Origin of the sequence: Rhizobium sp. 768_B6_N1_8, assembly GCF_051811225.1 — a bacterium.
Taxonomy (GTDB): domain Bacteria; phylum Pseudomonadota; class Alphaproteobacteria; order Rhizobiales; family Rhizobiaceae; genus Rhizobium.
Window position 1 is genome coordinate 2,447,356 of the sequence record NZ_JBPWPV010000001.1, and the last position, 12,263, is coordinate 2,459,618.

At 62.2% G+C, this 12,263-nt stretch carries 15 protein-coding genes; 11 read left to right on the forward strand and 4 right to left on the reverse strand.

Annotation, left to right across the window (positions count from 1 at the left end; all coding sequences use genetic code 11):
* The first annotated feature begins 47 nt into the window (after positions 1-47).
* From AB8B33_RS12595 to AB8B33_RS12615, 5 genes are all read left to right on the forward strand, one after another.
* Positions 48-854, forward strand: coding sequence for a hypothetical protein (locus AB8B33_RS12595; RefSeq protein WP_439015632.1), 807 nt, complete (start codon positions 48-50; stop codon positions 852-854).
* A gap of 150 nt (positions 855-1,004) precedes the next feature.
* The gene (locus tag AB8B33_RS12600) at positions 1,005-3,119 is read left to right on the forward strand and encodes a catalase (RefSeq protein ID WP_439015633.1); all 2,115 of its coding nucleotides are present in this window, start codon (positions 1,005-1,007) and stop codon (positions 3,117-3,119) included.
* Positions 3,120-3,307: 188 nt separating this feature from the next.
* Positions 3,308-4,018, forward strand: coding sequence for a hypothetical protein (locus tag AB8B33_RS12605; RefSeq protein ID WP_439015634.1), 711 nt, complete (start codon positions 3,308-3,310; stop codon positions 4,016-4,018).
* A 2-nt stretch (positions 4,019-4,020) separates the two neighbouring features.
* Positions 4,021-5,247, forward strand: a complete 1,227-nt coding sequence (locus AB8B33_RS12610) for an HlyD family secretion protein (protein ID WP_113325364.1) — start codon at positions 4,021-4,023, stop codon at positions 5,245-5,247.
* A gap of 160 nt (positions 5,248-5,407) precedes the next feature.
* Complete coding sequence (locus AB8B33_RS12615; RefSeq protein WP_439015635.1) at positions 5,408-5,722, forward strand: hypothetical protein; 315 nt, start codon at positions 5,408-5,410, stop codon at positions 5,720-5,722.
* Here AB8B33_RS12615 and AB8B33_RS12620 read toward each other — a convergent pair.
* Positions 5,683-6,612, reverse strand: a complete 930-nt coding sequence (locus AB8B33_RS12620) for a LysR substrate-binding domain-containing protein (protein WP_439015636.1) — start codon at positions 6,610-6,612, stop codon at positions 5,683-5,685. The two genes, AB8B33_RS12615 and AB8B33_RS12620, sit on opposite strands and share 40 nt — an antisense overlap.
* 122 nt (positions 6,613-6,734) lie before the next feature.
* Here AB8B33_RS12620 and AB8B33_RS12625 point away from each other — a divergent pair, with 122 nt between their 5' ends.
* Positions 6,735-7,334, forward strand: coding sequence for an NADPH-dependent F420 reductase (locus tag AB8B33_RS12625; protein ID WP_439015637.1), 600 nt, complete (start codon positions 6,735-6,737; stop codon positions 7,332-7,334).
* A gap of 12 nt (positions 7,335-7,346) precedes the next feature.
* A complete protein-coding gene (locus tag AB8B33_RS12630) occupies positions 7,347-7,730 on the forward strand; it encodes a limonene-1,2-epoxide hydrolase family protein (protein ID WP_439015638.1) in 384 nt (127 codons plus the stop codon).
* Between the two features lie 39 nt (positions 7,731-7,769).
* Here AB8B33_RS12630 and AB8B33_RS12635 read toward each other — a convergent pair whose 3' ends face one another.
* Positions 7,770-8,393 (reverse strand): LysE family translocator, encoded by a 624-nt coding sequence (locus AB8B33_RS12635; protein WP_439015639.1) that lies wholly within the window; start codon positions 8,391-8,393, stop codon positions 7,770-7,772.
* Positions 8,394-8,636: 243 nt separating this feature from the next.
* Positions 8,637-8,837, reverse strand: a complete 201-nt coding sequence (locus tag AB8B33_RS12640) for a hypothetical protein (RefSeq protein WP_439015640.1) — start codon at positions 8,835-8,837, stop codon at positions 8,637-8,639.
* A 180-nt stretch (positions 8,838-9,017) separates the two neighbouring features.
* Between AB8B33_RS12640 and AB8B33_RS12645 the strand changes: the two genes are divergently transcribed.
* From AB8B33_RS12645 to AB8B33_RS12660, 4 genes are all read left to right on the forward strand, one after another.
* Positions 9,018-9,158, forward strand: coding sequence for a hypothetical protein (locus AB8B33_RS12645; RefSeq protein WP_007826389.1), 141 nt, complete (start codon positions 9,018-9,020; stop codon positions 9,156-9,158).
* Between the two features lie 310 nt (positions 9,159-9,468).
* Complete coding sequence (locus AB8B33_RS12650) at positions 9,469-9,714, forward strand: hypothetical protein (protein WP_007826392.1); 246 nt, start codon at positions 9,469-9,471, stop codon at positions 9,712-9,714.
* Between the two features lie 76 nt (positions 9,715-9,790).
* Positions 9,791-10,690, forward strand: a complete 900-nt coding sequence (locus AB8B33_RS12655; protein ID WP_439015641.1) for a transglutaminase family protein — start codon at positions 9,791-9,793, stop codon at positions 10,688-10,690.
* Between the two features lie 65 nt (positions 10,691-10,755).
* Positions 10,756-11,565, forward strand: coding sequence for a transglutaminase-like domain-containing protein (locus tag AB8B33_RS12660; protein WP_439015642.1), 810 nt, complete (start codon positions 10,756-10,758; stop codon positions 11,563-11,565).
* Between the two features lie 15 nt (positions 11,566-11,580).
* Here the strand turns inward: AB8B33_RS12660 and AB8B33_RS12665 are convergent, their stop codons facing one another.
* Positions 11,581-12,231 carry a hypothetical protein gene (locus AB8B33_RS12665; protein WP_439015643.1) on the reverse strand — a complete coding sequence of 217 codons (651 nt, stop codon included), beginning with the start codon at positions 12,229-12,231 and terminating at the stop codon, positions 11,581-11,583.
* Positions 12,232-12,263: the final 32 nt, after the last annotated feature.

Genomic DNA, 12,263 nt, shown 5'->3' on the forward strand with positions numbered 1-12,263 from the left:
TGCTTATTCTAGGCTCGTTTCGGTATCAGGGAGAAAAGACGCCCACCATGCCCGCCAACCCGCATGAAACCGATAGCACGCTGACCCTTGTCTCCGCCGAGGAGCGGCCAGATCTCATCCCCGCGTTCGCCGAACTGGGGGCGGCCGTCTGGCCGAAATTCATCGGCAGCGACGCGGTCGTCGAAAGAGACTGGGACAGCCTGTTTTCTGAGCGCCTGCGCCGCCACCAGTTTCTCATCCTCGGCCGGGACGCGCACGAAAACGAGAGGGTTCTGGCGACATCGAACAGCATTCCCTTCCATTGGCCCGAGCCCGATGATGAAACCTCCCTACCCGACGAGGGGTGGGATGCGGTTCTCACAACCGGCGTCGAAGCCGCCGCATCCGGGCAAAAGCCCAACGCTCTCTCCGCGCTCGCCATCGTCGTGGCGCCCGACATGCGCGGCTCGGATCTCGCCGAACGCCTGATCGCCAACATGAAGGACAGTGCCCGGCAAAGCGGCCTCGATGCGCTCGTCGCACCCGTGCGGCCCACGAAGAAACCGGCTTATCCGCTGACGTCCTTTGCCGATTACATGGGCTGGACGACAGCCGACGGCGCGCCCTTCGATCCGTGGGTGCGCAAGCATTGGCAGCTTGGCGCGCGGATCGCGAAAATTGCACCGCGCTCGATGCGGGTTCAGGCGCCGCTGTCGCAATGGACGGGATGGAGCGGGCTACGCTTCCCCGTATCAGGGCCGTATCATGTAGAGGGCGGGCTGGCGCCGCTAATGGCCGATTGCGAGACTGGCCTCGGGCTCTATGAGGAACCGAATGTCTGGATGCGGCATAGGCTGGAGGTTTCCGCGCGCTGATGGTGCGGACGGCTGTCAGGCATGTCTCCAATCGATGACGCCGAGGCTATGGGCATAAAAAGCGCACGCTCCAGCGTCCGCCAACGCCGTTTCCCGGACAGGAACAATCAACAGCCGAGTGCATTCCCTCATCGACCCAAGGAGGGACCAATGTCACGCAAGACCGAAAAAACTGCCGCATCCGCCACAGTGACCATCCACGATCAGCGCCTTCACAGGGGCGTCGGCGGCGAGCTCCACCAGATCGCCGAAGAGGGCGCCGAGGTCTTGACGACGTCACAGGGCGCCCCCGTGGCGGACGATCAGAACACGCTGAAGGTCGGCCCGCGCGGACCAGCCCTGATGGAGGATTTCCATTTCCGCGAAAAGATATTCCACTTCGACCATGAGCGCATTCCCGAGCGCGTGGTCCATGCCCGCGGTTACGGGGCGCACGGTTTCTTCGAGACCTATGAATCCCTGTCGAAATACACGAGGGCCGATCTCTTCCAGCGCCCCGGCGAGAGGACGCCGGCCTTCGTGCGCTTTTCCACCGTCGCCGGCAGCAAGGGATCCTTCGATCTCGCTCGCGACGTGCGCGGTTTTGCCGTGAAGATCTATACCCAGGAAGGAAACTGGGATCTGGTCGGAAACAATATTCCGGTCTTCTTCATCCAGGATGCCATCAAGTTTCCGGATATCATCCATTCCGTCAAACCCGAGCCGGACCGCGCCTTTCCCCAGGCGCAATCGGCCCACGATAATTTCTGGGACTTCATCTCGCTGACCCCGGAAAGCATGCACATGATCATGTGGGTCATGTCCGACCGCGCCATCCCGCGATCGTTCCGCTTCATGGAAGGCTTCGGCGTCCATACCTTCCGCTTCGTCAACGAGAAGAACGAATCCACCTTCGTCAAATTCCATTGGAAGCCCAAGCTCGGCCTGCAATCGGTCGTCTGGAACGAAGCCGTCAAGATCAATGGTGCCGATCCCGATTTCCATCGGCGCGACCTGTGGCAGTCCATTCAATCCGGCAACTTCCCGGAATGGGAACTCTGCGTGCAGCTCTTCGATCAGAAATTCGCGGACGAGTTCGATTTCGACGTGCTCGACCCGACCAAGATCATTCCCGAGGAGATCCTGCCCGTCCAGCCGATCGGCCGCCTGGTGCTAGACCGGATGCCGGACAACTTTTTCGCCGAAACCGAGCAGGTCGCCTTCATGACCCAGAACGTGCCGCCCGGCATCGATTTCAGCAACGATCCGCTGCTGCAGGGGCGCAATTTCTCCTATCTCGATACGCAGCTGAAGCGGCTTGGCGGGCCGAACTTCACGCATCTGCCGATCAATGCACCCAAGTGTCCCTTCAACCATTTCCAGCAGGACGGGCACATGGCGATGCGCAATCCCGTCGGCCGGACAAATTACGAGCCGAATTCCTCGGGCGAAGGCCCGCGGGAATCACCCGCCAGGGGTTTTCGCACCTTCGCCGCTGAGGAAGCGGGCCAGAAGGTGCGCCTGCGTCCCGAGAGCTTTGCCGACCATTACAGCCAGGCGCGCCAGTTCTTTATCAGCCAGACGCCGCCCGAGCAGCGCCATATCGCCGCCGCCCTCACTTTCGAACTCAGCAAGGTCGAAAACCCCGTCATCCGTGAGCGGATGGTCGCCCATCTGCTCAATATCGACGAAACGCTGGCGGCGAAGGTGGCAGCCGCGCTCGGGATTGCCGACATGCCAAAACCCGCTGACGCGGCCATGCCAACCCGTCAGGATCTGGAGCCTTCGGCCGCCCTCAGCATCATCGAGCGCGGACCCAAACGGTTCGAGGGCCGCAAACTCGGATTGCTCGTGACGGATGGATCGGATGCCGCTCTCGTTGGTGCTATCACCGGCGCAATCACCGGCGAAAAGGGCGTGGTCGAAATCATTGCCCCCAAGATCGGTGGCGTCACCCTGTCGGACGGTTCGTTCCTTGAAGCCCAGCAGATGATCGATGGCGGACCATCCGTTCTCTATGACGCGGTCGCCATTCTCGCCGCGGAAGCAGTAATGCCCGACCTGCTGAAGGAATCCGCCGCGCGCGATTTCGTTGCCGATGCCTTCGCCCATTGCAAGTTCATCGGCTACGCAACACCTGTCCTGGCCCTCATGAAGAAGGCAGGCATCGAGGATCTCGACGAAGGCACAGTGGAACTCGGCTCGGCCAAGGACATCAAGGCATTTGTCGCTGAACTTGGAAAATTACGGGTCTGGGCGCGAGAGCCTTCCGTCAAGATCCACTAACGCATGCGTGCCGCGGCCCCCTGCCCGCGGCACCGTCTCACCTGCTTTCAGCCCTCTCAACCGAAAGCCTTATCCGAAAGGCCGACGGCGTGTATTTACGCCGATATTACTGTTGCGTACTTTCGTGTTGCACGCAAAGCGCCTAAACTTCAGCCCACACTAAAATGCCATGCGGGGGGAAGTCAGGCATGAGAGACCGATTAAACAGGACAAGGCAACATCCGGGCCACCTGCCCGCGGCCGTTGCGGCAGCATTTCTGGCCGCGCAGTCAGCGTCAGCAGCCGATGAGGCCGCGACGCAACCCTACCACGCCGCGCTGACCGACCATGTGCCCGGCTTCATTACCGCGCCGGGGCAGACCGACTACCTCTTCGTCATCGTCATCGTGCTGATCCTGGTGATGGTTCTCGTCATCGGCAATCTCTACTTCCAGCTCCATGCCGTGCCTGAGCGCATCGCGCATCAGACGAATAAAGTGCAGATGGAAATCGTCGCGGTTCTGGCGCTGATCTCGCTCTTTACCCACAACCACATCTACTGGATCCTCGGCCTGCTGCTCGCCTTCATCCGCATTCCCGACTTTTCGACCCCGCTCTATTCGATGGCCCGGTCACTGCTCAGGCTCTCCGGCCGCGATCCCGCAAAGGTCGACGATGAGTTGCCGGTCGCCAGCGTGCCGGCCTCCGGTGTTCCGGGCGCCACTGTCCCAGTCGCCAATGTGCCAGCGGGCGCAGTTACCGCTGCTCCTGTCACCACAGCTCCAGTCACTGCAGCCCCACACGCAAGCGCCCCGATTGCCCCCATGCCTGCCGCCGCCCATCCGCAGCCGCCCGGCCAGACGAGCGCACAGCCCGCCCAGGGGGCGACAAAGACCGGCCCGCGCGAAGGGAGTATCTGACCATGCTCGAACTGACGCTCTGCTCGATGCTGACCATCCTCCCCGATTATCTCTACCGGCGCTATGTCCAAGGCAAGCGCATCGGCCGCGAGATCACCCTTTACAGCATGTGGTACGAGCTGCGCTGGGGCATATCAGCCTGCCTGCTGCTCACCATCTCGCTGATTACCATGATCTTCTATTTCCACCCCTCGACGCAGAGCGTCACCGCCGTCTTCCGCACTGTCACCATATTGCCGGAATCCATGGGCCGGGTCGACGAGGTCTATGTCGGCGTCAACCAGAAGGTCGCGGCCGGCGCGCCACTCTTCCGCCTCGACGATTCCACCCAGAAGGCAGCCGTCGACGTGGCGCACAAGCAGATCGCCGAAGTCGAGGCCGAAACCAAGGTGGCCGAGAGCGAGCTTGCCAGCGCCGACGGCATGATCCGGCAGGCCGAAGGCGCCCTGCAGGTCTCGATCGACGAACTGCAAATGAAGACCCAGCTTTTGAAGAACGATGCGGTTGCCCGCCGCGAGGTGGACCGGCTCACCAATACCGTGGAAAGCCAGCGCGGCATGGTCAGCGCCGCCTATGCCAACAAGGAGACGCTGCAAACCAAGCTCAACATTCTTCTGCCGGCGCAGAAGGCAAGTGCGCAGGCAGCACTCGCGCAGGCGCAGGTGGAGCTCGACAAGACATTCGTCAAGGCTGGCGTCGCCGGCACCGTCCAGCAGTTCACGCTGCGCAAAGGCGATGTGCTGAACACCATGTTACGCCCGGCCGGCATCCTCGTACCTGAAGAAGCCGGCCGCGGCACGCTGATAGCCGGCTTCGGCCAGATCGAGGCGCAGGTGATGAGGCCAGGCATGGTGGCAGAAGCCACCTGTGTCGGCAAACCCTTCACCATCATCCCGCTCGTCGTCACCGAGGTGCAGGATGTGATCGCCGCCGGCCAGCTGCGCCCCACCGACCAACTCGTCGATGTTGCGCAACTGGCAAAGCCCGGCACCCTGACCGTCTTCCTGCAGCCCCTGTTCGCCGGCGGCCTGGATGACCTGCCGCCCGGCAGCAGCTGCATCGCCAACGCCTATACCAACAACCACGCTGCGCTGGCCGACCCCAATATCGGCACGTTTAAATGGATAGGCCTGCATGTCATCGATACGGTCGGCGTGGTCCACGCCATGATCCTGCGCATACAGGCCCTGCTGCTGCCGGTGCAGACGCTGGTGCTGACGGGGCATTGAGGCGAGGCGGTAGCCTTGCTCCGCCAACGCCTCTTTCGACATACTCGGCCTGTCCCCGATACCTGCCGTTGGCAATATAAGCAAAGGCCGGACGCCTCCGGCCTTGCTGACTGCTACCCGTCCAGCCACTTATGGGGCACCCCCCTCACGAGAGACACCCGTGCGCTCCGCAGACGATGCCTTCACCCGTGCCCTTGCCCTTATCCCCGAGGGCTGCAGCAAAGGCAGCTTCGAAGCCGGCCGCTGGGGCGCGACCGTCAAGCCCTCGCCGGATGGCAAGCGCATCTGGCTCTATGCCGAGGATCTCGCCGGCGGCGATATCGTCAGCTTCAACCTCTATCTCCTGGAGGCAAGCAGCAGCACGCTGAAGCCCTGCGAAATGTCGTCCGAGAAGGTCATCGCCTTCGTGCTCGGCTACCAGCCCGACAAGCAGGATCAACCCAAGCTGCCGGCAAAACGCTCGGCAAGCCGCTGACGCTGAAAGCCCTCGATGACGAAATCGATGAACACCCGCGTCTTGAGCGCCAGCAGCCTCCTGTTGGCGTAATAGATCGAGATCGGCCCGATATCGACATACCAGGAGGGAACGAGCCGGATCAGTTCGCCGCTGTCGAGATGGGCAAGCGCATCGGGCTTGGAAAGCAGCGTCACGCCGAGCCCGAGAAGGGCCGCAGCGCGCATGGCGGCGGGGTCGTTCACGACGATCCTTGGCGTGAGATCGACAGGCTGTTCCTCTCCCGCAGCGTTACGCATCTGCCGTTGCGGAATGCGCCCGGTATTGATCGATTTCATGACGATGCCGTCGAGCCCCGCAAGCCCGGCCGGATCGACCGGCGGCACGTGGCCCTGCATATAGGCGGGTGATGCCACCGCCACGAGATGGGCCGGCGCAAGCGGCCGCGCCACCACGCCCGAGGCAAGCTCGAAGCCGCCACCGATTGCCGCATCGTAACCCTCCCCGATCAGATCCACCTGCCGGTTCTCGAACATCCATTCCGGCCGCACCAGCGGATAGCGTTTCATGAAATCAGGCAGCATCGGCAGGATATAGCCCGTGCCTAAACCCGGCGGCAGGCTGACCTTCAGCACGCCTGCCGGCTCCATCTGCTCGTTGGAGATTTCGGCAATCGCCCCCTGCAGCCCCTCGAGATGATCGCGCATGGCGAGGAGAAAGCGCTCGCCCGCCTCCGTCAACGTCAGGCTGCGCGTGCTGCGATGAAAGAGCCGGAGCTTCAGATTGTCTTCGAGTGCCGCCACATTGCGGCTGACCGCCGCCGGTGTCAGCCCGAGGCGCCGCGCCGCCGCCGAAAAGCCGCCAAGCTCGGCGCTGCGCGCGAAGGATTCCAGGTTCGCCAGGCTTTCCATCGTCGATCACCTTCAACAAAGACTTGAAAGTGATACCACCCACTACCGTCTAATCAAAGGGGAATGACATCGCGATATTGGCTCCATCGAAACCAACGCGACATCCAGAAAGGAAACTTGCCATGTCCATCGGTATCATCGGCGCCGGCAATATCGGCTCCGCCTTCGCCCGCGCTCTCGCCCGCAACGGCATCTCCGCCACCATCGCCAATAGCCGCGGTCCTGAAACCCTCGGCGAACTCACCGCCGAACTCGCCCCTCACATCACCGCCGGCACCATCGAAGAGGCGGCAAAGGCCGATATCGTCCTCATCGCCGTGCCCTGGTCGAAGCTGCCGGCCGCATTATCCGGCCTGCCGGATTGGGCGGGCCGTATCGTGATCGATGCCAACAACCCGATCGAGGGCCCCCTCTTCAAGCCGGCCGAGCTAGGCGGCCGCCTGTCGAGCGAAATCGTCGCTGGCCTCGTGCCCGGCGCCCGCCTCGTCAAGGCCTTCAACCACCTGCTGGCCAACCTCGTATCCGCCGACCCCAAGGCCGAAGGCGGCAACCGTGTGCTCTTCTATTCGGGAGATGATATCAAGGCGAAGGCGGAAGTCGCAGATCTCATAACCCGCCTCGGCTTTGCCGGCATCGACCTCGGCACGCTCAAGGTCGGCGGCAGCCTGACGCAATTCCCCGGCGGCCCGCTGCCGGCCCTGAACCTCGTCAAGTTCGGCTGAAGGAGAAGCGTCATGTCACCGCTCGAAACCGCAAAAACCTTCTTCGCCCATTGGAGCGCCAACCGCATCGAGGAGGCGCTCGCCATGCTCGCCGACGACGTGCTCTACGACAACGTGCCCCTGCCCGATATCGTGGGCCGCGAAAACGTCCGCAAATTCCACGCCGATTTCGGCATCGGCACCGCCTTCAAGGTGGACTGGCAGCTTACGGAAATCGCCGCGTCAGGCAACGTCGTGCTGAACGAGCGCATCGATATCTTCACCCACGAAAGCGGCGGCCGGATCACCCTGCCAGTCATGGGCACGATCATGGTGGAGAATGGCGAAATCACCGTCTGGCGCGACTATTTCGATCTGGGGAGTTTCGAACGGCAACTGGCTGCGATAAAGCGGTAGCAACTCAAACCCCGGGCATATCAGTGGCCGGGGCGCCGTTCACTGCTGCTGAAACGCCAGCCGCACGCCAAGCGCCATATAGATCGAGCCGATGACCTTGCCCTGCCAGCGGCCGATCGTCCGGTTCCTGTTCAGCCAGCCGCGCACCGAGCCGGCGCCGATCGCGAGCGCCGAGGTCACGCCGATGCTGAACGCCACGAAGATGATGCCGAGCAGCGCGAATTGCCCGATCACCGAACCGCTTTCGGGATGGATGAACTGCGGCAGGAAGGCGAGGAAGAACAGTGCCGTCTTCGGGTTCAGGATTTCCGTGAATATCCCCTGCCGGAAGGCCTTGCCGGGGCTGATCTCGGGTGCCGCCGTCATATCGAGATTGCCGGACTTTTCGATGAAGGCGCGGTATCCGAGATAGATGAGATAGGCTACGCCGATATATTTGACCACCTCGAAGGCGAGCGCCGAAGTCGCAAGCAGGGCCGAAAGGCCGAAGGTCGCCATGGTGGCATGAATGAGATCGCCGGCCGCAATGCCAAGCCCCGTTGCGATACCAGCCCGCCGGCCGCCGCTCACCGATCGGGCGAGAACCAGCAGTGTCGCCGGCCCGGGAATCACCATCAGCCCGAGCACGACAAGAACATAAGTCGTCAAAACAGCGATACTCATCTTCGATTTCCGTTGCTTGAAATACCCGCGTTCAAATTAACGGCTTCGGCCGCCGGTGCAATATTCGAAAAGTTTACGCCGCGACAGCTGCCGCGATCCCTATCCCGCGAAAAACGCCTTGCGCCGCGCAGCGAATAAGCGCAGGATTCCAATTGCTGGCAGCCACTTCAAGGGCGCTGCCGGTTCGGGCGTTAGCCCTGGCCCCAACGAAAGGAGGACACGATGTCTTCCGATTTTTATCCGTCAAGTCTGTCGCGCAATCTCATCCGAACCGGCGCATTTGCCTACCGCGAGAATGTAGCGCTCGGCATTCTCAATCGTGCCGAAGATGCCGCCGGCGAACAGCAGAGCGATCGTTTCGAATCCGCCAGCAGTTTCGTGGCTTTTCCCGATTTCAGCCGTGGGCCGCAGGCCGGCCGGGGAACAAATGCGCTGCGCATTCATTCATCTCGGTATTCCCCAAGGCAACCCCAGGGGCAATCGCGTCTTTCCACATCGGCAGCCTCTCAGGACGAGCGTCCCGGCATCGGGCCCCTGCCCCTTTGATGCTGCAGCGACCGCGCCGCCAGCCGGCGGCAGGTCGCAATACCTGATCTGTCCCGCATCCCACACAAGGAGGAAACCATGGCGAAAGGCCAAGTCCGCAGCAACCGCGAAGTCCGAAAACCGAAGAAAGACCGCTCTGCCACCGCTGCACCTGCCGCCGCACCCGGCACGCAGGTCAAGATGGCAAGCAGCACCACGGGCAGCGACAAGAAGAAATAACGCCCGCTCCGGCGCGACGGCCGCTCGGCTGTCCCGCCCATCGTCAAGGATAGCAATATGACCACAGACAAACGTGCAGCGGAAAATCTCTTCCGTCCGCCGCAACCCGAAAAAGCCTCCGACGCCGGAAAGCTCCAGGATGTGCGCAAGCGACTGCAGCAGAGACAGCGCGAACAACGGCAGGATGAACGCCGCCAACGCGCGATAACGCGGTCGACCCTCCCCGCTGTTTCATCCTGAAACCGTCGAACCAGGAAGACTCTGATACCCGGATGGCTCGGCCATATCAGGAACGAGCAAGGACCATGAAGTGGCAGAATTCGACTATATGATCGAAGCCGGGCTTTACACCGGCAAGACATTGCGCAGCTCCCGAGGCCCCCGCTATAAGCGCTTCGAAACAGCCGCGGAAGCGGTGCGTTTTGCCATGGAAGACCTGCCCGGCCCGCAATTGCGCGGCTGTGTGCTGGAAGTGAATGAAGCCCGCTTCGACGAAAAGCAGATCCGCATGCTTTACGATGCGCCCGCCTATCCGCTTTCGCGCAGAGAGAAGTGACGGGCGCCCGCGGATATTTTCACCGCGGTCATGTTTCCCCATGGTCAGTGCCGCGTCGTGAAAATAGGGAGGCAGGATGACGATTTTCTCCGTCCGCCACATCACATCCTACCATTACAAAAGGCCGGTGTATTTCGGACAGCACCGGCTGATGTTCCGCCCCCGCGACAGCTTCGACCAAACGCTTCTGAGCTGCAGCCTCGATGTCTCTCCGGGGCCGGCATCCGTGCGCTGGATCCACGATGTCTTCGGCAATTGCATCGCACTCGTCGATATCACAGCCGCCTCCGCCGAACTGCGCTTCGAGACCGTCATCCGTCTCGAGCATACGGCGCAGGTTCCGCTCGATCTGGAGATCGACCGCAAGGCGCTGAGCTTTCCCTTCGCCTATGACGAGGACGAGGCGATCGATCTTGAGCGCACCATCGTCAGGCACTATCCCGATCCCGATGACGAAGTCGGCAGATGGGCGCGGCAATTCGTGCCCTTGAGCCATCAGGCGCGCACCGGCCATATCCTGATGACGCTCTGCTACGCGATCCACGAGAGCTTCACCTATGTCAGGCGCTTCGAGCACGGCACGCAGGCGCCGCGCGACACGCTTCGGCTGCGCAGCGGCACCTGCCGCGATTTTGCGCTGCTGATGATGGAGGCGACCCGCTCCCTCGGTTTCGCCGCCCGCTTCGTCACCGGCTATGTCTATGTCGCCGATCGCGATGGCTCCATCACACTTGGCGGCGGCTCGACGCATGCCTGGTGCCAGGTCTATCTGCCGGGTGCGGGCTGGGTAGAGTTCGATCCCACAAACGGCATCGTCGGAAACCGCGACCTGATCCGCGTCGGCGTGGCCCGCGACCCGCGCCAGGCCGTGCCGCTGTCGGGCAGCTATGACGGCGGATCGCGCGATTTCGACAGCATGAAGGTGCAGGTCAACGTCACCACGGAACAGGAATTCGATACCGCAAAGGCCAGGTGACGGAACGCCTGGCCCGCTGATGCATTCGCCTGCAGGACAAACGCTGTTTCAAAGGACCACGCCCCATGAAGATACGTGCAGGCTTCCACATCGGCTATGAATGCGAGCATGAAACGCCCATGCTGCTGGTCCTCAACATCCACCCGTCCCGCAGGGTGGATCTCCTGACGGAACAGGTGCTGAGCTTCGACCGGCCGATCGAGGCCTGGGGCTACACCGATACGTTCGGCAATGCCTGCACCCGTATCGTCGCACCGCCGGGCCTGACGACCATTTCCACCGAATTCGAAATCTATGACAGCGGCCTGCCGGATCCCGTTCCCGAAGGTGCGCTCCAGCACAACATCAACGATCTGCCCGACGATGTGCTCGTCTACCTGCTCGGCAGCCGCTATTGCGATACCGACCGTCTCGCCGATTTCGCCTGGAAGACCTTTTTCAAAACACCGCTCGGCTGGCCGCGCGTCCAGGCGATCCTCGATTTCACCCACAAGCGCATCGCCTTCGACTACCAGAAGGCCGACCCGCTGCGCACCGCCTTCGGCGGCTTTACCGACCGCACAGGTGTGTGCCGTGACTTCGCCCATCTCGCCGTCACGCTCTGCCGCTGCATGAACATCCCGGCGCGCTATTGCACCGGCTATCTCGGCGATATCGGCGTGCCCAAGGATCCGAACCCGATGGATTTCAGCGCCTGGTTCGAGGTCTATCTCAGCGGCCGCTGGTACACGGTCGACGCCCGCCATAATGCGCCGCGCATCGGCCGTATCCTGATGGCCACCGGCCGTGACGCCACCGACGTCGCCATGTCGACGGCCTTCGGCCCCGCGATCCTCAAGCGCTTCGAGGTGATTACGGATGAGATGCCGGTTTGAGGTGGCTTGCTCCCCTCACTCCTCAAAAGGCGCCTGCGCAATGAGATCGACCGACGATGTCGCCACCGCATAGCCGGGCACGAGACGTTCGCCGAAATCCCGCACGAAATTGTCATAGGTCGTTTCGGGCCGCGTCCTGGCGATATGGCAGAAGCAGCCGGTCATCTTCTTCTTCATGCCGAGCCGGGGAAATTCCGCGACGATCGCCTTCATCTCGGCCGCCGGAATGAGGCTGTACTGGAAGCCGACGACATCGAGGCAAACGCCGGTCGTACAAAGCGCAATCTCGGCCTCCTTGTAGAGACCGATCGAAGGCGTCGAGTTCAGCGCGACGGCATCCCAGATCATCTGGGCGCGGCGCCGGTCGAGCCCGGCATCGACGGCAAAGCCGCGCGCCAGATCCGCTGCCTCCACTTCGAACCGGCGCGGCCCCGCAAAGCGCTCGTTGAGGGTGATGTCATGCAACAGCGTGCCGAGTGCCACGACTTCGCCATCGTGCTCGATCCCCCGCAACTGCCCGATCCGGACCGCAAACAGCCAGGATCGCATGACGTGATTGAAGAGATAGGGTTCGCAGTCCGTGCGCGCATAGTCCATCGCCCGATCGATGATGGCAGTACTCGGAACCGAGACGCCCGCAAGCATCCGTGTCTCTGTCGTGTTCATGATGCCAAAGCCTTCTTCTGATGCTGGAAGCA